This is a genomic window from Klebsiella ornithinolytica (assembly GCF_030505655.1).
Lineage (GTDB): Bacteria > Pseudomonadota > Gammaproteobacteria > Enterobacterales > Enterobacteriaceae > Klebsiella > Klebsiella ornithinolytica.
This window is the reverse complement of the sequence record NZ_CP130153.1, coordinates 711,485-732,339: the sequence shown is the minus strand read 5'-3', so window position 1 is coordinate 732,339 and position 20,855 is coordinate 711,485. Positions and strand designations below refer to the sequence as shown.

The following is a 20,855-nucleotide window of genomic DNA, read 5'->3' as shown; positions in this document are numbered from 1 at the left end:
CGCTGCCCGGGCTGCCGGCTACCGGCCGTCGCTGTCTTTCAGCACAATTAACGGTTCGATATCACTCTCTTTTTTGACCACCAGCGAATCATCGCCGCGCAGACAAGTACCGCCGTAGTTGCCGCCGACGGTAAACGTACATACCTGAATGTATTTACCATCCACTTTCGGCAGGCACCAGAGCTGCTGGTAAATATTTTTACGATCGACAAACTGCCCGCTGGTTTTATCCAGCACTTCGTCTTTCGGACCAATCAAATCGATGTTGTTGCCGCAGCGGCCAGAGATAGGTTTCACCGCGTAACCGGTTTTCGCCAGCTCCTCGTTGACCACAAAATCGGTATCCAGCAAATAGCGGTGGTTCGGGAACAGCGACCACAGTACCGGCAGAATGGCCTTGTTACCGGGGATCACCGTCCACAGCGGTTCGAAGACCAGCACTTCCGGACGCAGCAGTACGTCGATCAGCCGCACCTCGTTTTGCGGATGTCCGGTACGGATCGGCACGGCGGCGTACTCATCGGCGCTGACTTCACGCACCTGCTCGATGGCGGTTTCCCAGGCCCAGGTTTTCCAGACGCAGTTCACCAGACGCCCGTCGCCGTCGATCAGCTGCCCGGCGGCATCCCAGTGCAATTCATCAAGGCCAAAGAGGATCTTACTTTCAAATCCCGCCTGCGTGAGCGAGCGCTGGATGAACAGCGCGTGGTAGTTCTCCTCCAGATCCTTGTCCTGCATGATATGCACGAAAGGACGGGCGCGGCTGTGTTTCCAGGCACCCGCCAGCTCATCAAGCAGATTCTCCGCCGGGTTGTGTCCGCTGCCGTAGTAGCCCTGTTTCAACCACTGTTCGAGGATCAGCCCGCCTTCGGTATGACAAGAGGCGGAGTCGGCGTTGTATTCATAGACCTTCAGCCCACGCTCATCCATACAGAAATCCATGCGGCCGGTAATCATATGATGACGGCGTCGCTGCCACGACAGGCGCAGGCGCGGCCAGAGAATTTTAGGGATATCAAACAGCGCCAGCAGATTGTCATCTTTCATCACCTTATCGGTGGCGTGCAGGTACATCAAATGCAGCTCGTTGGTCGCTTTGATCAGCTCCTGCTCGGCGCTTTCGGTAATGGTGAAGTATTGATAGGGATCTTGATTGATGAAGTGACCGTTGGCGGCCACGTAGGCTTTCTGCAGCGAATCTTTCTCGTTCAGCCAGTTACCGCGGAACTGACCTTTATTCGGCAATCTCGCGCCCTGAATCGCCATCGCTTCACCCGGCAGCACCGGCTGCGGCAGGCTGTGCTCGGTATCGGCGGTCTGAATCATCCAGCCTAATATTTCCGTATCGGCAAAGGTATCTTTGATAGTGTAGAAACCGTCTTTCACTTCCAGCGTTAATTCGCGAGTCCATTGCTGGCCCTGCGGCAGCGGAGCGTGAATCACGTTTTGCTCGGCGATGCGAACCTTATTGCCTACCAGCTGCGTAATCACCGCAACATGGCCGGTATGCTTGAACTCACCGCCTTTCTGCCAAATCAGCAGCGAGCCAGCCATCGGCGGACGGCGGGCGCCGTTTGCGAAAGCCTGCAGCGGCAGAATATTGTCATTGACCACTTCACGCAGAAAACGCAGGGAGAAGATTTCATAGGCCATGCCGACATCGGTAAAGACAAAGCCGTAGGTGAGAAACAAAAAGCGGCGCGCAAATTCAACGCACTGCCATTTGTGCCCCATATACTCATTGCCGATATAACTGCGGAACGTCGCGTCATCCGGATAGTCGCGCGGATTTAAACTGCTGTAATTCGATGAATAAATTGCTACGCCCCCCGGCGCGTAGCCCAACAATGTACCAAAAGGGGCATCACTACTTGTCGATCCTTTGCTCATTAGCCTGACCTCAAATTAATGCAGCCCGGGCAGTTGGCGGAACAAAACTCCCTCTTCTTATCCTGCCACAGGCACTTACCAGACAGAGGTGAAATGATGATACCACTCATTGGATTCAGCGATCGTGCCCGGCAGGAAAATAACCCGGCGCCTTTGGGTAAAAGTGATATCGTTATTTGTAATATCTCCCCGAAATAGTTCAGGTTGCTTTGCCGTCGACAACAGCCGGGTGATTCAGGGAATCATAACGAAGAATGAGACAACGTCAGGAGTTGATTATGAGCGCACAACCGCATCTGCAGGCTCAACCGCTGGTCTGGGGCCACGGCCCACGCACTTTTGAGGTGTTCCTTGAGCCAACCTGCCCGTTTTCCGTCCGGGCGTTCAATAAGCTCGACGAGCTACTGGACGAAGTCGGCGCGGATAATGTGACCATCAAGATTCGCCTGCAGTCGCAGCCGTGGCATCTTTTCTCCGGCGTCATCGTGCGCTGCATTCTTGCCGCCTCGACGCTTCCGCACGGCAGAGAGCAGGCGCACAGGGTGTTAAAAGCCGTCGCCGACCATCGCGAAGAGTTTGAATTTACCGACCATTGCAGCGGGCCGAATATGGAGACCACGCCGCAGCAGATAATCCAGCGCATTGAGCGCTATAGCCAGGTTCTGCTCTCGACGGCCTTCGCCCGCCCTGAGCTGCAGGCTGAAATTAAATGGCATTGCAAATACGCGCGACAGAACGGTATTCATGTCTCGCCTACCTTTATGGTCAACGGTCTGGTGCAGCCGGACCTTGGCAGCAGCGACGATATCAGCGTATGGGCCGCGCGGATTATGGCCTGAGTCCTCCTCGCCCCGGTTGCGCGACGCTGGCCGGGGCCAATAAGCCTCACACTGTTAAACCTGCTTAGTATCTCCTGCTACACTCCCTCAACGGCTCACTAAAAAGGCAGGTCCTCATGTCAGAGAATAACTACCAACCACCTAAAGTGTGGGAGTGGAAGCAAAACAACGGCGGCGCGTTCGCCAACATCAACCGTCCCGTCTCCGGCGCAACCCATGAAAAAACGCTACCGGTCGGCTCACATCCGCTGCAGCTCTACTCCCTGGGCACGCCCAACGGCCAGAAGGTGACCATCCTGCTGGAAGAGCTGCTGGCGCTCGGCGTGAGCGGCGCGGAATACGATGCCTGGCTGATTCGCATTGGTGAAGGCGATCAGTTCTCCAGCGGTTTTGTTGAGGTAAACCCCAACTCAAAAATTCCCGCACTGAGCGACCACTCCACCACCCCGCCGACGCGCGTATTTGAGTCCGGCAGCATCCTGCTGTACCTCGCTGAGAAGTTTGGTTTCTTCCTGCCTAAAGATCCCGCCGGGCGGACCGAAACCCTTAACTGGCTGTTCTGGTTACAGGGCGCAGCCCCGTTCCTCGGCGGCGGTTTTGGCCACTTCTTTAACTATGCGCCGGTGAAAATCGAGTATGCGATTGACCGCTTCACGATGGAGGCCAAACGTCAGCTCGACGTGCTGGATAAACAGCTCGCCCGCAATCGCTATGTTTCCGGGGAAGAGTACACTATCGCCGATATGGCTATCTGGCCGTGGTACGGCAATGTGGTGCTGGGTGGGGTGTATAACGCCGCGGAATTCCTTGACGCCGGCAGCTATAAAAACGTCCTGCGCTGGGCGCAGGACATCGCCAATCGTCCGGCAGTCAAACGCGGGCGTATCGTCAACCGGACCAACGGCCCGCTTAACGAGCAGCTGCATGAACGCCACAGCGCCAGCGACTTCGATACCCTGACCGAAGACAAACGCCAGGCATAACGCCTCGCCTACCGGAGGCTTCGGCCTTCGGTAGTTAACTTTCCAGCCGGTATCCCGCCATAAAGTAACGCATGGCGGTACAGGAATGCCCTTCCCTGAAGAAATCCATGACCATGTTTCTGTCCAGGCCATAGCGGCGGGTGAGGATCCCGGCCTCCCAGGCGCTAAGCTGACGATCGCCGGTTTTTTCAAACATACGCTGAGAATAACCGAGGACGAACCCACGTTTATAATCCGCGCAAAAACCGGCTGCGTTGCTGGCGCTTTCAGCCTGAGAAGCCTTCAGTCCCGCCATTAAACCTTTGCCAAAATGGTTATCCATCGCTTTCCCCCCTCAATCGCTATATACAAAATTATATAGCGATTTTTTGAGCGAGTGCCAGCGCTATTTCCGCCCTTTTTAGCCGAGATATTTGGCAAACCACGCCAGCGTTCGCTGCCAGGCGAGCTCAGCGGCGGCGCGGTCATAACGCGGCGTGGAGTCGTTGTGAAAACCGTGGTTCACCTGAGGATAGATATAGGCCTCGAACACTTTATGCTGCGCCTTCAGCGCCTGTTCATAGGCGGGCCAGCCGTCCGTGATGGGCTTATCCAGCTCCGCATAGTGCAGCAGCAGCGGCGCATGGATTTTATCGACATCCGCGATCGGCGGCTGGCGGCCATAAAACGGCACTGCGCAGGCCAGTTCCGGGATCGCCACGGCGGCAGCATTACACACACCGCCGCCGTAACAAAAACCGGTTATTCCCACTTTGCCGCTCGCCTGCGGATGTTTTTCCATAAAGGCGACGGCGGCAAAAAAGTCGTTCATCAGTTTCTGCGGATCGACTTTCTGCTGAAGCTCTCTCCCTTCGTCGTCATTGCCGGGATAGCCGCCCACCGAACTCAGGCCATCCGGTGCCAGCGCGATGTAACCGGCTTTGGCCACTCGCCGGGCGACATCTTCGATATAGGGATTCAGCCCGCGATTCTCATGCACGACGATCACCGACGCCGGTTTTACGCTTGATTTCGTCGGCACCACCAGATACCCGCGCACCTCTCCGTGCCCCTCGGGAGAAGGATAGCGAATATATTCCGCATGAATATCCGGGTCGGTAAACGAGACCTGCCCGGCAAGCGCATAGTTGGGTTTCAGCAAATTAAACAGCGCCAGGGCGGTCATGCCACCGACGGCGTACTTCCCGGCCAGTTGTAAAAACTCCCTCTTGCTGATTTTGCCGTGCGCATAATAGTCGTAGTACTCCAGCAGCTCTTGCGGAAAATCTTTCGCCGTCAGTCGCGTCATCATCTCTTCTCCGGAAATTAACCCCCTTTAAGCAAAGCATAAGCGCGCGGTGACGCCAGCAATCTTACGCATTGTGATCCAGCAAACGCTGCCGGCGTGCCATACCAGTTAAAATGGAAACGACGTTTTAATTTATAAGGAGAGATCATGTCCTGGTTAGCTGACGCCACCCGCTACGATTGCATGCAGTACCGCTACTGCGGTAAAAGCGGCCTGCAGTTGCCCCTTTTGTCGTTGGGACTGTGGCACAACTTTAGTCACGGTCACGCGCTGGATGACCAACGCGCCCTGCTACGCAAGGCCTTTGACCTGGGCATTACCCATTTCGATCTGGCGAATAACTACGGGCCGCCGCCCGGCAGCGCGGAGGAAAACTTTGGCCGCCTGCTGCGCGAGGATTTTGCCGCCTACCGCGACGAGCTGATTGTGGCGACGAAAGCAGGCTATTCCATGTGGCCAGGCCCCTATGGCAACGGTAGTTCGCGAAAATATCTGCTCGCCAGCCTCGACCAGAGCCTGCAGCGGATGGGACTGGATTACGTCGATATTTTCTATTCGCATCGCGTCGATGAAAATACGCCGATGGAAGAGACTGCCGCAGCCCTGGCGCAGGCGGTACAGAGCGGTAAAGCCTTGTATGTCGGTATCTCCTCCTATTCGCCGGAACGAACGCAGCAAATGGCCGCACTTTTGCGCGACTGGAAGATCCCGCTGCTTATTCACCAGCCGTCTTATAACCTGCTCAACCGCTGGGTCGATACCAGCGGACTGCTGGATACGCTGGAGGAGAACGGCGTCGGCTGTATCGCCTTTACGCCGCTGGCGCAGGGCCTGCTGACCGGTAAATATCTACAGCAGATCCCGGAGGGTTCGCGGATGTTCTACGAAGGGAAAAGAGCGCGCGGGCTGACGGAAAATATGCTCAGTGAGTCAAATCTGAACAGCCTGCGCTTACTGCAGGAGATGGCCCACAGCCGCGGGCAGAGTATGGCGCAAATGGCGCTGAGCTGGCTGCTGAAGGATCGTCGGGTCACGTCGGTGCTGATTGGCACCAGCCGCCCACAGCAGCTGGAGGAGAACGTACAGGCGCTAAAAAATCTGACGTTTAGCGCAGAAGAGCTGTCGCAGATTGACCAGCACGTCGCGGATGGTCAGCTCAATTTATGGCAAACCTCGTCGGATAAATAAGTCACCTGCCCGGCGGCTCTGCGCCGGCGGGCTAGTGTATTAGTGCTTGCCCTTGGTCAGACGATCGAGATAGCCCATCACAAACGCCGACAGCACAAAGGTCAGGTGGATAATGACGTACCACATCAGCTTGTTGTCCGGTACGTTTTTCGCGTCCATAAACACCCGCAGCAGATGGATAGAGGAGATTGCAACAATCGACGCCGCCACTTTATTTTTCAGGGAGGTGGCATCCATTTTGCCCAGCCAGCTGAGCTTTTCTTTACCTTCATTGATATCCAGCTGGGAGACAAAATTTTCGTAGCCGGAGAACATCACCATCACCAGCAGACCGCCTACCAGCGTCATATCGACCAGCGACAGCAGCGTCAGAATCAGCTCCGACTCGCCCACGCTGAAGATGTGCGGCAGTATGTGGAAAATCTCCTGAAAAAATTTGATCGACAGCGCAATCAGCCCGAGCGAAAGACCAAAATAAACCGGCGCCAACAACCAGCGTGAGGCATACATAGCATTTTCCAGAAAGCGTTCCATAAGATCCTGTGAGTTAACAAAAAAACGTTCGGCATTATATCGCAACCCGCCGTGGCGATTGCAACCTCCCGCCGCTGAGCGTCAGGCATAAAAAAAGGCTGGCGCATGGCCAGCCTGAGAAGCGTCGTCGGGGGGGTTATTTCGCTTTTACGGTTTCTTCACCCACCAGACCAATCTTCAGATAACCCGCCTGGTGCAGGGTATCCATGACCTTCATCATCGTCTCATAATCCACGGTTTTGTCCGCGCGGAAGAAGACGGTGGTATCTTTCTTCCCTTCAGTCAGCGAATCCAGCGCGCCGATCATGCTCTCTTCGGTAATGGGATCGTTGCCGAGGAACATCGTTTTATCCGCTTTCACCGACAGATAAATCGGCTTTTCCGGACGCGGCTGCGGCTGACTTGAGGAGGCCGGAAGGTTGACCTTCACATCCACGGTCGCCAGCGGTGCCGCCACCATAAAGATGATCAACAGCACCAGCATGACGTCGATAAACGGCGTGACGTTGATGTCATGCATTTCGCCGTTATCATCGAGGTTTTCGTTAAAATGCATTGCCATAAAGCATTAACCTACTCGTAATTTTTGCGCGGTACGGACCGGTTTTACGCCGCTGGCGCTCAGATCCAGGTCACGGCTTTGCAGCAGCAGCACCTGCGCGGCAACATCGCCGAGCGACGCTTTGTAGCTACCGATCATGCGGGCAAAAATGTTATAGATAACCACGGCAGGAATCGCCGCAAACAGGCCGATAGCCGTTGCCAGCAGCGCTTCAGCGATGCCCGGTGCAACGACTGCAAGGTTGGTAGTCTGCGTCTGCGCAATGCCGATGAAGCTGTTCATGATACCCCAGACGGTACCAAACAGGCCGACGAACGGGGAAATCGCCCCGATGGTCGCCAGATAACCGTTGCCGCGGCCCATGTAACGGCCGACGAACGCCACGCGACGCTCAAGGCGGAAACCGGTACGCTCTTTAATCCCTTCGTTATCTTCGACGCCTTCAGAGAGCGCCAGCTCGTTCTGTGCTTCGTTGATAAGCTGGGTGCTTAAGCTTTTCGGGTGGAAACTGCTGGCGATATCGCTGGCCTGATCGAGAGAACGAGCCTCGCCGAGCAACTGCTGTTCGCGCTTGAGACGGCGCTTACTGGAGAGCATTTCAGCACCTTTGCCGAAAAAGATAGCCCAAGTGACTATCGACGCCAAAATCAGGCCAATCATCACGACCTTAACGACAATATCGGCATGATGATACATACCCCAAACGGACAGGTCCGCCTGCATCAAATTATTACCCACGCTGAATCTCCAGGACGTCAATCACAAAATCTGAGCACAATAATATCAAAAAAGCATCGAATTGATAGTGGTTCTCATTAGTATTTACACTGTGCAGCAAATCACGTTTAGATTCCTTGCGCTTACGCAGTAAAAAAGTGGCCGACCGCGGATTTCGCAAAATTTTTGCCCGTATCGGCCATTCCCCGGTACAGGTTGGGCCATTCATGTTAGTTTAGACGTCCAGACGTATAAAACCAGGTAAAAAAACATGGCTGATAAACATCTTGATACCGCGCTGGTCAATGCCGGGCGCAGTAAAAAATATACTCATGGCTCGGTCAACAGCGTGATTCAGCGTGCTTCATCGCTGGTGTTCGAGACTGTCGAAGCCAAAAAGCACGCCACCCGCAACCGGGCAAAAGGCGAGCTGTTTTACGGCCGTCGCGGGACATTGACCCACTTTTCGTTACAGGAAGCCATGTGTGAACTGGAAGGTGGCGCCGGGTGCGCGCTGTTTCCCTGCGGCGCCGCAGCCGTTGCCAATACTATTCTGGCCTTCGTTGAACAGGGCGACCATGTCCTGATGACCAACACCGCGTATGAGCCCAGCCAGGACTTTTGCACTAAAATCCTCGCGAAGCTCGGCGTCACCACCAGCTGGTTCGATCCGCTGACTGGCGCCGATATCGCCCGCCAGATTCAGCCAAACACCCGGGTGGTGTTCCTCGAGTCTCCCGGCTCTATCACCATGGAAGTTCACGACGTTCCGGCAATCGTTGCCGCCGTACGCCGCGTTGCCCCACAGGCGATTATCATGATCGACAACACCTGGGCTGCCGGCGTGCTGTTTAAAGCGCTGGATTTTGGCGTCGATATCTCCATCCAGGCCGGGACGAAATACCTGATAGGCCACTCTGATGCGATGGTCGGTACCGCGGTATCCAACGCACGCTGTTGGGATCAGCTGCGGGAAAACGCCTACCTGATGGGGCAAATGGTCGATGCGGATACCGCCTATATGACCAGCCGCGGCCTGCGCACCCTTGGCGTGCGCCTGCGTCAGCATCATGAAAGCAGCCTGCGTATCGCCGAATGGCTGGCGCAACATCCGCAGGTCGCGCGCGTCAATCACCCTGCGCTACCGGGCAGCAAAGGCCACGAGTTCTGGCAGCGCGATTTTACCGGCAGCAGCGGCCTGTTCTCTTTTGTCCTCAATAAACGTCTGACCGACGCCGAGCTTGCTGCATACCTCGACAACTTCAGCTTGTTCAGCATGGCCTACTCCTGGGGCGGTTTTGAATCGCTGATTCTGGCTAACCAGCCGGAACAAATCGCCTCAATTCGTCCGGAAGCTGAAGTCGATTTCAGCGGCACGCTGATTCGCGTCCATATCGGTTTAGAAAATGTTGACGATCTGCTGGCGGATTTAGCGGCAGGCTTCTCCCGTATCGTGTAAAGTGGCAGCGAGTGGCAACAATAGCGGACGTTCTGCGTAAGGCGGCCGCTTTTGTTGCGCCCGAGATCAAGGTGTTCGGGGCTCTTCAGGAGTACACTAGTCAAAAATACGGTACCACTTAGGAAAGTCCATGGTTGTCATTCAAGAGATTGTCGCCGCCCTGTGGCAACATGATTTTGCCGCGCTGGCAAACCCCCAGGTCGTGGGCGTTGTATATCTGGTCATGTTCATGACATTGTTTCTGGAAAACGGTCTGCTGCCCGCGTCATTTTTACCCGGGGACAGCCTGCTGCTGCTCGCCGGTGCGCTCATAGCCAAAGGCGTCATGGACTTTGTGCCGACTCTTGCCATCCTTACCGCCGCTGCCAGCCTCGGCTGCTGGCTGAGCTATCTGCAGGGACGCTGGCTTGGCAATACCGAAACCGTTAAAGGCTGGCTCGCCCATCTGCCGCAGAAGTACCATCAACGTGCGACCTGTATGTTTGATAAACATGGTCTTCTGGCGCTGCTGGCCGGTCGTTTCCTCGCCTTCGTGCGCACCCTGCTGCCAACGATGGCCGGCATTTCCGGGCTCTCCAACCGCCGCTTTCAGTTCTTCAACTGGCTCAGCGCGCTGCTGTGGGTCGGCGTGGTTACCGGTCTGGGCTATGCGCTCAGCATGATCCCGTTTGTGAAGCGACATGAAGACCAGGTCATGACCTGCCTGATGATTCTGCCAATCGCGCTGCTGGTGGCCGGGCTGGTGGGTACCCTGGTAGTGGTCATTAAGAAAAAGTTCTGCAGCGCGTAATAAAGCATAAATAAGGGAGGGGCCCTCCCTTATTCTCCCCCCTCGCTAACCAGCCTGCCGTTGAGTAACACCAGCCGCCTGTCAGCCAGCGCCGCCGCTTCTTCCGGTTCGTGCGTCACCAGCACTACCGTCACCGCATGGCGTCGCAGAGAACGCACCGCTTCCCATAGCCGGACACGGGTCCCGCGATCGAGGCTTGAGAAAGGCTCGTCCAGCAGCAGCAGCCTGGGGCGGGAGATCAGCGCCCTGGAGAGCGCCGCCCGCTGCTGCTCCCCGCCGGAAATCTGCCGTGGATAGCGCTCCGCCAGGTGAGCGATGCCCATCTCTTCCAGCAGATCCATCTGCTCCTTCTTGACCCGTGGAAGGCCCGCCGCGTACTGCGCCAGCGCGAGGTTGCCGCGAACCGTCAGGTAAGGAAAAAGGTAAAGACGCTGGTTGAGATAGCGGCACGGCCTTTGCCATGGCGGCAGGTCGTCAAGGCGCTGGCCGGCAAGATAAATCGTTCCCTGATAAGGAAGCGCTCCGGCAATCGCGTTCAGCATGGTGGTCTTGCCGCTCCCGGACGGCCCGGCGATCGCCACACAGCGTCCCTCCGGCACGCGGAAGCTTATCCCCTGCAAAATCCGCGTGGTGACATTTTCAACGCGCAACATACTCTCTCGCTTTATAGAGTCGTTGGATCCAGTGCAGAATCACCAGCAACAGCCCTGCCAGCGCAATCAGCAGCAGCGAGCAGCCTATCGCCAGTGAAAAATCGCCGCTGGCAATATTCAGGTACACCGCCATGGGCAGGGTTTCCGTTTTAAAGCGGATCGCCCCTGCCAGCATGAGGGTCGCACCAAACTCCCCCAGTGCCCTGGCCAGCGCCAGCACGCCGCCGCTCAGCAGGGAGGGCCAGCACAGCGGGATTTCAACCAGCAGCAGCGTGCGGACTGGCGTCAGCCCAAGGTTATGCGCCGTGGCGATAAATGCCGGGTCGAGCGATGAGAATGCGGCGCTCGCCGCCCGGACCACTATCGCGCTGGCAACGTAGGTCTGGGCGATAATCACGCCCAGCGGAGAGAAGAGCAGCGCGGAGAGCTGCGGAAAGATACCGTTCAGCGGCCCGCGCTGACCCAGCAACAGCAGTAGCCCAATGCCGACGATCAGCGGCGGCGTCACCAGCGGAATATCCAGCAGCGCGTCGATAATACCTTTCCCGCGGAAGGCGGTTCTCGCCATCACCCACGCGGCGGGTATCCCGATCAGCAGCGCCAGCAGAAGCGACAGCAAGGCGGTGCCCACCGACATCGCGATGGCAAAGTGCAGCTCCGGCTCCTGCAAGACCTGCATGAGGGTGGCCAAGTCCAGTTCGAATACCAGCGACAGCAGCGAGCCGACAACCAGCATCAGCAGCAGACAGAGCGGCGCAAACATCAGCCCGGCCAGAGAATTTGCCTGACGATTAGCCATCTGGGTTTACTTTTCCAGCGGCAGATAGCCGAGGTCGGTAAACGTTTTTATCCCCTGCGCGGAGGTAAAAGCGTTCGCCAGCTGACGGGCCTCCTCGGGGTGCTGACTGGTCCGCAGCACCGCAAGCGTTGCCACCTCATCCGGCGTATTCGCCGGCACCGGCAGCAGAACCAGCTGCTGCCGGTTTTTTACCGCATCCGTTCGGCCGATCACCGCGGCGTCAACGTCGCCGTTCAGCAAATAGAGCACCAGCTGTTTGATCGTCGCGGTGCGAACCACCACCTTTTGACGCAGCGCTTCGCCATATCCCGTGGCCTCCAGCAGCTTCTCACCGCTTTTGCCTAACGCGATGCTTTGGGGATCGCCCATGCCAATTTTCAGCGAGCTATCGGCCAGCGCGGCATAGGAGTCGATACCCGCCGCCTTATCTTTACGCACGGCCATTACCGGGGTGTGGTGCACGAGGGGGAAGGCGGCCGCCACTTTCCCCTGCTGCCGGAGTTTTTCGACGTAATCGGCCGAACCGGGGAGGAAAAGATCGCCCTGCTGCGTAAGCTGATAACGCGTCAGGATCTGGCCGGAGCCGCCATACTCGACGATCACCGTGTTGCCGCTCTCTTTTTCATACCTGGCGACAATTTGATCGACCGGGACACGCAGTCCGGCACCCGCGTACAGATGCAGCTCAGCGGCAAAGGCGAGCGGGCTACCGAGCGCCGCCAGGGCGATAACGATCCACTTTATTATTTTCATATCCCATTTTCCCTGCGTATTGATAGCGTTAATTGAGTAACGATTGCATGGCGTTATCCGCCAAACGCTGGCGCAATACGGCGCCGAAGCGCCTGCCGATGATATTCCCCGGCTGGGACGATCGGCTGGGCAAAAATCATTCGCTATATAATCATGTATATATCGATAAGGGAGTTGGCCAAAATCAAAAGAGAGGTTAAAAAAAGAGCGCAGGCGTTAAAAAAAGGACGAAATTTGCCTCGCCGGCGGCAGGAAACAAATAAAACCAGCCGCGGCCGGAACCGGCTTCGCGCCCGCGGCAACCAAATCAGGCCCCCTGCATGCTGCGCACTCGCGCCGCATCTTCTCCCGGCGTCATGCCAAAGTAGCGTTTAAACTCACGGCTGAACTGCGACGCGCTCTCGTAACCGACGCGCATCGCCGCGGCGCTGGCTTTCATCCCGTCATGAATCATCAGCATCCGCGCCTTATGTAAGCGATAGCTTTTGAGATACTGCAGCGGCGAGGTGCTGGTCACCGATTTGAAATTATGATGAAACGCCGAGACGCTCATATTGGCTTCCGCCGCCAGCTGATCGACGCTGAGGTTTTCGGTGTACTGGCTTTCAATGCGCTTCAGAACACGGCTAATCAGGCTGAAGTGGGTTTGTCGGCTGACCAGCGCCAGCAGCGCCCCGCCGCATGGCCCGGTAAGCACGTGATAGAGGATCTCGCGGATGATCTGTTTGCCAAGGATACGCGCATCCAGCGGCCGCTCCATCACATCCAGCAGCCTCTCCGCGGCACACAGGATCTCGTCCGATAACGCCGCCGAGTTGATGCCGCTGGAGGCCATCGAGGGCTGAAACAGCGCGTCCTCGCCAATGTCCATCAGCAGCTCCTGCAGCTGAAGAATATCCACATTCAGGCGCAATCCCGCAAGCGGCACCTCTGGCGTTGCGAAGGTCTCGCACTCAAACGGCAGGGGGACCGTCAACAGCAGGTATTCATTGGTGTCATAGCGAAAAGTCCGCTCATTGATGTAGCCAATTTTATGACCTGAAAAGAGAAAAACAATGCCTGGCTGGTACATCACCGGCGTGCGAGTCCCCGGCTGCGTGCCGTACAACAGACGAATATCTGGCAGCAGCAAGCTGAGGTTTTCTTCGTTATCTTTCAGTGCATTAACCTTTTCCGTCAACAGCTGGCATATCTCGGCGCGGTTCATTTTCGGTGCTTCTCCAGACGTTTTCTCACCTCTGCATTGTGCGCATATTTCTGCCTTTTCTCCAGCCCGGTGGAGAAATGGGCAAGACAACGGCAGGAATGTGCATTGAGAGGAACCGGCGACAGGACCACAATGACCGTCATCTGGCCGAGGCATCCTCTCAGTCGGCAGTTTTCTTTTTTTGAGGGCACGAATAATGAACAATTTCGATCTACATACCCCAACCCGCATCCTGTTTGGTAAAGGCGCCATCGCTAACCTGCGGGACCAAATCCCGGCGGATGCCCGGATTCTGGTGACCTACGGCGGCGGCAGCGTGAAAAAAACCGGCGTGCTCGATCAGGTCCTCAACGCTCTGAACGGCTTCGACGTTCTGGAGTTTGGCGGGATTGAACCAAACCCCTCTTACGAAACGCTGATGAACGCGGTGAAAATCGCCCGTGAACAAAACGTCACCTTCCTGCTCGCCGTCGGCGGTGGTTCGGTACTGGATGGCACCAAATTCATCGCCGCGGCGGCGCACTATGACGAGAACGTCGATCCGTGGGAAATTCTCGAAACCTACGGCAGCCACGTGAAAAGTGCGATCCCGATGGGCTCCGTGCTGACGCTGCCGGCAACCGGTTCCGAATCCAATAAAGGTGCCGTGGTTTCACGTAAAACGACCGGCGACAAACGCGCCTTCATGTCTTCTCATGTGCAGCCGGTGTTTGCGATCCTCGATCCGGTTTATACCTATACCCTGCCACCGCGTCAGGTGGCCAACGGCGTGGTTGACGCATTTGTCCATACCGTTGAGCAGTACGTTACCTACCCGGTTGATGGCAAAATTCAGGATCGCTTCGCCGAAGGCATTCTGCTGACCCTGATTGAAGAGGGTCCGAAAGCGCTGAAGGAGCCGGAAAATTACGACGTTCGCGCCAATATTATGTGGGCCGCGACCCAGGCGCTAAACGGCCTGATCGGCGCCGGCGTTCCCCAGGACTGGGCAACGCACATGCTGGGTCATGAGCTGACCGCGATGCATGGCCTCGATCATGCCCAGACGCTGGCCATCGTGCTGCCAGTATTGTGGAATGAAAAACGCGAGACTAAACGCGCGAAGCTGCTGCAGTATGCCGCTCGCGTCTGGAATATTACCGAGGGCTCTGAAGACGAACGTATCGATGCCGCTATCGCCGCGACGCGTAACTTCTTCGAACAGCTTGGCGTACCGACCCGTCTTTCCGACTACGGTCTGGACGGTAGCTCCATCCCGGCATTACTGGCTAAACTGGAAGAACACGGCATGACGGCGCTGGGTGAAAATCAGGATATCACCCTTGAGGTCAGCCGCCGGATTTACGAGGCTGCACGCTAAGTTTTCCCTTTCTCCCCCTCCTCTCCTTCCCGTGAACTTGTGGGAAGGAGAAGAGTTTTACTACCGTTTTTAGCTATTTCGTCCAGACTTAATGCTACCCCTTAGCGGAATGTATACCGCTGAGTTTCATTAACAGGAGGAAGGCATGACACATCCAACCGTTATAAAACTGCACGACGGCAACCTGATGCCACAACTGGGTCTCGGCGTGTGGAAAGCAGGCAACGAGGAAGTCGTCTCCGCCATTCATAAGGCGCTGGAAGTCGGTTATCGCTCTTTTGACACCGCCGCCGCATACCAAAATGAGACCGGTGTCGGCAATGCGTTGCGCAGCGCAGGCGTCCCCCGCGATGAGCTGTTTATCACCACGAAACTGTGGAACGACGACCAAAAACGGCCTCGTGAAGCGCTGCAAGAGAGCCTGAGCAAGCTGCAGCTCGATTATGTCGATCTCTATCTTATGCACTGGCCGGTTCCGGCGATTGACCACTATGTTGACGCCTGGAAAGGCATGGTTGAGCTGCAAAAAGAGGGGCTGGTCAAAAGCATCGGCGTTTGTAACTTCCAGGTACACCATCTCCAGCGGCTGCTCGATGAAACCGGCATCGTGCCGGTGATAAACCAGGTAGAGCTTCACCCTTTGCTACAGCAACGTCAGCTTCATGCCTGGAACGCCACGCATAAAATTCAGACGGAATCCTGGAGCCCGCTGGCGCAGGGGGGAGAAGGCGTTTTCGATCGGAAAATTGTTCACCATCTCGCGGATAAATACGGTAAAACGCCCGCGCAGATTGTTATCCGCTGGCACCTGGACAATGGGCTGGTGGTGATTCCGAAATCCGTAACGCCGGCGCGTATTGCGGAGAACTTCAACGTCTGGGATTTCCGTCTCGATAAAGACGAGCTGGGTGAGATGGCAAAACTGGACCAGAACAAACGTCTGGGACCGGATCCGGATCAGTTCGGCGGATAGAGCGCAAACAGGCCGGATGGCGCTGACGCCGATCCGGCCTGTGATTCACCGTTTACCGGCCCGGAAAGCGCTGCGCCACCGGGCCATACAACAGACTTAACGGCTGGCGACCTTGCCGCGTTTTACGGGCTTCTTCGCCGTCTCCCCACCGTTCGAACGCTGATGCACAATGGGCGTATGTTTGGTTAACGCCGGGCGGGTATTGCGGTTCTGACGACGCGCCTCACGCATCTCATCCAGCGTTGGTGCAGGAACCAGACAGTCGCGGCGCGATCCAATCAGATGCTTCTTGCCCATGCTCTCCAGCGCCTGACGAATCAGCGGCCAGTTCGCCGGATCGTGGTAACGCAACAGCGCTTTATGCAGACGGCGCTGTTTGTCGCCTCTCGGCACCACAACGTCTTCACTCTTATAGCCAATCTTACCCAGCGGGTTCTTGCCGGTGTAATACATGGTGGTCGAGTTGGCCAGCGGCGACGGATAGAAGTTCTGGACCTGGTCGAGACGGAAACGGTGTTTTTTCAGCCACAGGGCCAGGTTCACCATATCTTCATCACGAGTCCCCGGGTGCGCAGAGATAAAGTATGGGATCAGGTACTGCTCTTTGCCCGCCTGCTTCGAATAGGTATCGAACAGCTCTTTAAAGCGGTCATAGCTTCCCATACCCGGCTTCATCATTTTTGACAGCGGGCCTTCTTCCGTATGTTCCGGGGCAATCTTCAGATAGCCGCCAACGTGGTGAGTCGCCAGCTCTTTGATGTAGCGCGGATCCTCGACGGCGATGTCATAGCGCACGCCAGAGGCGATGAGGATTTTTTTAATCCCTTTCAGATCGCGGGCGCGACGATACAGATTGATCGTTGGCTCATGGTTGGTATCCATGTGCGGACAGATATCCGGATAGACGCAGGATAAACGGCGACAGGTTTGTTCCGCACGCGGCGACTTGCAGCGCAGCATATACATGTTGGCTGTCGGGCCGCCAAGATCGGAGATAACACCGGTAAAGCCGGGAACTGTGTCGCGAATTGCTTCGATCTCGTTGATGATCGAATCTTCGGAACGGCTCTGAATGATGCGCCCTTCATGCTCGGTGATGGAGCAGAAAGAACAGCCGCCGAAACAGCCGCGCATAATGTTTATCGAGAAACGAATCATCTCGTAAGCCGGAATACGGCTGTCGCCATATGCCGGGTGCGGGACGCGCTTATACGGCAGCGCAAACACGCTGTCCATCTCTTCCGTCGACAGCGGGATTGCCGGTGGGTTAACCCAGATATAACGCTCGCCGTGCTTTTGCATTAACGCGCGCGCGCAGCCCGGGTTGGTCTCATGATGCAGAATACGTGACGCGTGCGCGTACAGCACCTTGTCCCCTTTCACCTTCTCAAAGGAAGGCAGCAGGACGTAGGTTTTTTCCCACGGCTTCGGACGCGGCGGTTGAACGGTAACACGTTTGGCTTCTTGTTTTGGCGGCGCGACGGTTTTGTTATCCGCGCACGGCAGGTCTTCGCCATACGGGTGCGGGATCGGGTCAATTTTACCCGGCGTATCCAGACGGGTAGAGTCCACACCGCTCCAGCCCGGCAGCGCCTCTTTGACCATAATGGCGGTATTACGCACGTCGCGAATTTGGCCAATCGGCTCACCGGCAGCCAGACGATGCGCCACTTCCACCAGCGGACGCTCGCCGTTGCCGAACATCAGCATATCGGCTTTCGAGTCCACCAGCACCGAACGGCGCACGGTATCAGACCAGTAATCATAATGCGCGGTACGACGCAGGCTGGCCTCGATTCCCCCGAGGATAACCGGGACATCCTTCCACGCTTCTTTACAGCGCTGGGTATAGACCAGCGTGGCGCGGTCAGGACGTTTACCGGCAACATTGCCCGCGGTATAAGCATCATCGTGGCGCAGCTTACGGTCAGCGGTGTAGCGGTTGATCATCGAGTCCATATTGCCGGCGGTGACCCCGAAGAACAGGTTCGGTTTGCCGAGGCGCATAAAGTCATTTTTATTGTTCCAGTCAGGCTGGGAAATAATCCCGACGCGGAATCCCTGCGCTTCCAGCATGCGTCCGCAGATCGCCATTCCGAAGCTCGGATGGTCGACATACGCATCGCCGGTGACCAGGATAATGTCGCAGCTATCCCAGCCAAGTTGATCCATCTCTTCGCGTGACATTGGTAAAAATGGCGCCGGGCCAAAGCAGGCGGCCCAATACTGCGGCCAGGAAAAAAGGTCACGATCCGGTTGGATCAGGGATATTGCGCTCATATTGCTTCCGGAAAAAATGATAAAAAAATAATCAAAGGGCGGGGATTATAAGCCGGATCGATGATGGAAATGAAGGGAGATTTTCTTATACCCTGACCGCGATCCGGTCAGGGTATAAGGCATTACGGTGCGGGATTGACCAGCATCTGGCCAATGGAACCACGGTCGGCAAGCTCCAGCGTCTGGCTCAGGAACTGGAACGGGAAATGCGGCCAGGAAGGCTGCGCGTAGTACACCAGCAGCTCCACCTGCCCGTCGACCCAGACGGTATCTTTCCAGCCGCGATCCTCCGGGAACGGCGCGGACCCGTTCACGTTACGCACCTGGAACATCACCCCTTCTATATGGAACGACTGCGGCCGATCGGCGCGCACGGTCCAGCGCTCCCAGGTGCCCTGCTGGGCGGTGATATCAATGCGCTGCGGATCCCACAGATTACCGTTAATGCCCGGATCGTCGCCCAGAGAGATATCCCGTGAGCGAAGCGGCGTACCGGACAGGAACTCCGTCGGCAGCAAACGCACCGGCAGACTATCGGTAACCAGCGGCAGCAGGCCCGTCGGACGCAACGTTAATAGCAGCGTAGAAATCAGGATGCTCGACGGTTCGAAGAAGCCACGGATACGATCAACGATGCTCGCCGCTTCGCCGCAGGTAATCGACACCTCATCGCCGTTGGTCATATCCACCAGAATTTCTCGCCGTTCGCCGGGGGCCAACGACAGCTGTTTCAGTGACACCGGCGCAGGTAAAAAGCCCTGATCGCCGGAGATAACGTGTATCAGCCGGCCATCGCTCATCTGCAGCTGATAGCGGCGGGAGTTAGAGGCGTTCAGCAGACGCAGGCGCACCCAGCCGCGCGACACTTCGACATACGGACTCTGTACGCCGTTCACCAGCAGCGTATCGCCGACAAAACCGCCGCTGCCGGGTTCGCTGTATTCCGGGGTACCGAAATTATCCAGCCGCTTGTCCTGAATAATCACCGGGAAGTCATCCACGCCATAGTGATTAGGTACCGGGAGATTTTTGCTGATTTCATCTTCCACCAGCCACATGCCCGCCAGACCGTTATAGACCTGTCTGGCCATATGGTTCGGGGTATTCGCCTGATACCACAGCGTGGCGGCACTCTGGCGAATCGGCAGCACCGGCGCCCAGTCGGCGTTCGGCGACATCATTCGCGCCGCGCCGCCAATCAGCGGACCGGGAACCTGCAGGCCCCGAATGGTCATGGCGACGTTTTCCGTCAGGCGGTTGCTGTAAATGAGCTTAACATCATCGCCATTCCACACGCGGATCGTCGGCCCGAGATAGCGACCGTTCACGCCCCATACCGAGGCGCGCGTTCCCGGGGTAAATGACCAGTGCGCCCGCTGCAGAGTTAAAAACAGCGGCTGGCCGCGGCGGGATTCCAGCAGCGGTGGAACCGGCAAGGCTGGCTGCTGGCCGGCGGCATGTGCGTTCAGCGGCACGGCTCCCGCGCACAGCGCTACGCCTGAAGCCTTAATAAACTGACGCCGACTGAGTGACATATTAACTCCATGGAATACTAACTCATCAAAAAGGGAATTCGTTTCCCGCTAGCCCTGTGCTCGCATTATCGCGGCAGTTCCTGGTTTATTTCTTTGCCGCCGCTTCGCGTTCAGCAACCTCGCGATCCAGCTCTTCAATCTTCGCCGCCATCAGCTCGCGGCAGTGCGTTGCCAGCGCACGTACGCCCTCTTTACCAAACTGGCTGGTATCGACCGGCGGCAGCATTTCGACAATCACCAGACCATTGTTCAGGCGATTGAGGTTAATTTTATTCGAAGTATTGGAAACGCACACCGGAATAATCGGTACGCCAGCGGCAATCGCCGCGTGGAAAGCGCCGGTTTTAAAGGGGAGCAAACCGCGACCGCGGCTGCGCGTACCTTCCGGGAACATCCAGAAAGAGATTTTGCGTTTTTTAAACGTATTGACGACCTGCGAGATAGTGCCATGCGCTTTCGCCCGGTTATTACGGTCAATCAGCAGGTTCCCCGTCAACCAGTAGAGCAGACCAAAAAACGGGATCCACACCAGGCTCTTTTTACCCACGGTCACGGTCGGCGGCTGTACGATATTTGATGCCGTCACCATATCATAGTTGTTCTGATGGTTAGCGATGTAGATCGCATTGCCATAGCTCTCTGCATCAGCAGGCTTACGCGTTTCGACCTTCAGGCCGAACAGCGGAGAGAGCCGGCCAAACAGATGCCCGAAGGTGGCCACGTGTTTAGGATTACGCGGGCTGAACAAGCAGTAAATACAGCCAAATATGCACACAAAGAGACAATAAATAACAACAACAATTAGTCGAAAAATAAATAGCATAGCTACCTCTAAAACCCAAACCGCTTAGAATGATACCCGTTAAACTTCAGCTCGTATGCGCGCGAACGGCGATATCGCCCGGTACATCGTGACCGCACGTGCACGACACGCCTGACACGCTCGTCGTTGCATTTCAGCGCAACTCACGTGTAAAGGGTACTGACTCGCTGTTTAGCAGATTGCAGGCGTCGGGTGTCATTTGCTGGCCGCCCCGACGTATCT

At 56.5% G+C, this 20,855-nt stretch carries 20 protein-coding genes and 1 pseudogene; 7 read left to right on the top strand and 14 right to left on the bottom strand.

All coding sequences use genetic code 11. The features are described from left to right. Positions 1 to 18 precede the first annotated feature (18 nt). Positions 19 to 1,890, bottom strand: a complete 1,872-nt coding sequence (gene gss, locus Q1L34_RS03525) for a bifunctional glutathionylspermidine amidase/synthase (protein WP_004867682.1) — start codon at positions 1,888 to 1,890, stop codon at positions 19 to 21. A gap of 75 nt (positions 1,891 to 1,965) precedes the next feature. After that, positions 1,966 to 2,073, bottom strand: coding sequence for a hypothetical protein (locus tag Q1L34_RS28365; protein ID WP_308411950.1), 108 nt, complete (start codon positions 2,071 to 2,073; stop codon positions 1,966 to 1,968). Positions 2,074 to 2,168: 95 nt separating this feature from the next. Between Q1L34_RS28365 and Q1L34_RS03520 the strand changes: the two genes are divergently transcribed. Both Q1L34_RS03520 and yghU read left to right on the top strand, forming a co-directional pair. Beyond that, positions 2,169 to 2,729 (top strand): DsbA family protein, encoded by a 561-nt coding sequence (locus Q1L34_RS03520; protein WP_004867687.1) that lies wholly within the window; start codon positions 2,169 to 2,171, stop codon positions 2,727 to 2,729. Positions 2,730 to 2,845: 116 nt separating this feature from the next. Next, positions 2,846 to 3,712, top strand: coding sequence for a glutathione-dependent disulfide-bond oxidoreductase (gene yghU, locus Q1L34_RS03515; protein ID WP_004867689.1), 867 nt, complete (start codon positions 2,846 to 2,848; stop codon positions 3,710 to 3,712). Between the two features lie 34 nt (positions 3,713 to 3,746). Here yghU and Q1L34_RS03510 read toward each other — a convergent pair whose 3' ends face one another. Then, positions 3,747 to 4,034, bottom strand: a complete 288-nt coding sequence (locus Q1L34_RS03510) for a DUF2623 family protein (RefSeq protein WP_004867692.1) — start codon at positions 4,032 to 4,034, stop codon at positions 3,747 to 3,749. Between the two features lie 78 nt (positions 4,035 to 4,112). Further along, positions 4,113 to 5,000 carry a YghX family hydrolase gene (gene yghX, locus Q1L34_RS03505; RefSeq protein ID WP_032718300.1) on the bottom strand — a complete coding sequence of 296 codons (888 nt, stop codon included), beginning with the start codon at positions 4,998 to 5,000 and terminating at the stop codon, positions 4,113 to 4,115. A 147-nt stretch (positions 5,001 to 5,147) separates the two neighbouring features. Between yghX and mgrA the strand changes: the two genes are divergently transcribed. Next, on the top strand, positions 5,148 to 6,188 hold the full coding sequence (mgrA, locus tag Q1L34_RS03500) for an L-glyceraldehyde 3-phosphate reductase (RefSeq protein ID WP_327204358.1): 1,041 nt from the start codon (positions 5,148 to 5,150) through the stop codon (positions 6,186 to 6,188). Positions 6,189 to 6,227: 39 nt separating this feature from the next. Here mgrA and Q1L34_RS03495 read toward each other — a convergent pair whose 3' ends face one another. The 3 genes from Q1L34_RS03495 to exbB all read right to left on the bottom strand — a co-directional run bounded on the left by Q1L34_RS03495 (position 6,228) and on the right by exbB (position 8,022). After that, positions 6,228 to 6,722 carry a TIGR00645 family protein gene (locus Q1L34_RS03495; RefSeq protein ID WP_004867699.1) on the bottom strand — a complete coding sequence of 165 codons (495 nt, stop codon included), beginning with the start codon at positions 6,720 to 6,722 and terminating at the stop codon, positions 6,228 to 6,230. Between the two features lie 136 nt (positions 6,723 to 6,858). Next, the gene (gene exbD, locus Q1L34_RS03490) at positions 6,859 to 7,284 is read right to left on the bottom strand and encodes a TonB system transport protein ExbD (protein ID WP_004867700.1); all 426 of its coding nucleotides are present in this window, start codon (positions 7,282 to 7,284) and stop codon (positions 6,859 to 6,861) included. A gap of 6 nt (positions 7,285 to 7,290) precedes the next feature. Then, entirely contained in the window at positions 7,291 to 8,022 is a 732-nt protein-coding gene (gene exbB / locus Q1L34_RS03485) for a tol-pal system-associated acyl-CoA thioesterase (RefSeq protein WP_004867704.1), read from the bottom strand. A gap of 250 nt (positions 8,023 to 8,272) precedes the next feature. Between exbB and metC the strand changes: the two genes are divergently transcribed. Continuing rightward, positions 8,273 to 9,460 (top strand): cystathionine beta-lyase, encoded by a 1,188-nt coding sequence (metC, locus tag Q1L34_RS03480; protein WP_327204357.1) that lies wholly within the window; start codon positions 8,273 to 8,275, stop codon positions 9,458 to 9,460. 130 nt (positions 9,461 to 9,590) lie between these two features. Then, complete coding sequence (gene yghB / locus Q1L34_RS03475) at positions 9,591 to 10,250, top strand: DedA family general envelope maintenance protein YghB (RefSeq protein ID WP_004867712.1); 660 nt, start codon at positions 9,591 to 9,593, stop codon at positions 10,248 to 10,250. 29 nt (positions 10,251 to 10,279) lie between these two features. Here yghB and Q1L34_RS03470 read toward each other — a convergent pair whose 3' ends face one another. The 4 genes from Q1L34_RS03470 to Q1L34_RS03455 form a co-directional block, all read right to left on the bottom strand. Continuing rightward, a complete protein-coding gene (locus Q1L34_RS03470) occupies positions 10,280 to 10,903 on the bottom strand; it encodes an ABC transporter ATP-binding protein (RefSeq protein WP_015585706.1) in 624 nt (207 codons plus the stop codon). After that, a complete protein-coding gene (locus tag Q1L34_RS03465; RefSeq protein ID WP_015585705.1) occupies positions 10,890 to 11,702 on the bottom strand; it encodes an ABC transporter permease in 813 nt (270 codons plus the stop codon). Before Q1L34_RS03465 ends, Q1L34_RS03470 begins: the two co-directional genes overlap by 14 nt. Before the next feature lie 6 nt (positions 11,703 to 11,708). Further along, complete coding sequence (gene modA, locus Q1L34_RS03460; RefSeq protein ID WP_015585704.1) at positions 11,709 to 12,455, bottom strand: molybdate ABC transporter substrate-binding protein; 747 nt, start codon at positions 12,453 to 12,455, stop codon at positions 11,709 to 11,711. Positions 12,456 to 12,762: 307 nt separating this feature from the next. Beyond that, positions 12,763 to 13,662, bottom strand: coding sequence for an AraC family transcriptional regulator (locus Q1L34_RS03455; protein ID WP_004867724.1), 900 nt, complete (start codon positions 13,660 to 13,662; stop codon positions 12,763 to 12,765). Between the two features lie 196 nt (positions 13,663 to 13,858). Between Q1L34_RS03455 and yqhD the strand changes: the two genes are divergently transcribed. Next, positions 13,859 to 15,022 (top strand): alcohol dehydrogenase, encoded by a 1,164-nt coding sequence (yqhD, locus tag Q1L34_RS03450; protein WP_004867729.1) that lies wholly within the window; start codon positions 13,859 to 13,861, stop codon positions 15,020 to 15,022. Between the two features lie 145 nt (positions 15,023 to 15,167). Further along, positions 15,168 to 15,995: a 2,5-didehydrogluconate reductase DkgA gene (gene dkgA, locus Q1L34_RS03445; RefSeq protein ID WP_004867733.1), complete on the top strand. Its 828-nt coding sequence runs from the start codon at positions 15,168 to 15,170 to the stop codon at positions 15,993 to 15,995. Positions 15,996 to 16,124: 129 nt separating this feature from the next. Here the strand turns inward: dkgA and Q1L34_RS03440 are convergent. The 3 genes and pseudogenes from Q1L34_RS03440 to plsC all read right to left on the bottom strand — a co-directional run. After that, a pseudogene (locus tag Q1L34_RS03440) lies at positions 16,125 to 18,364 on the bottom strand (YgiQ family radical SAM protein); the annotation flags it as partial. A 33-nt stretch (positions 18,365 to 18,397) separates the two neighbouring features. Further along, positions 18,398 to 19,810, bottom strand: coding sequence for a cell division protein FtsP (gene ftsP, locus Q1L34_RS03435; protein ID WP_015585703.1), 1,413 nt, complete (start codon positions 19,808 to 19,810; stop codon positions 18,398 to 18,400). An 85-nt stretch (positions 19,811 to 19,895) separates the two neighbouring features. Next, entirely contained in the window at positions 19,896 to 20,633 is a 738-nt protein-coding gene (plsC, locus tag Q1L34_RS03430) for a 1-acylglycerol-3-phosphate O-acyltransferase (protein ID WP_004867743.1), read from the bottom strand. Between the last annotated feature and the right edge of the window lie 222 nt (positions 20,634 to 20,855).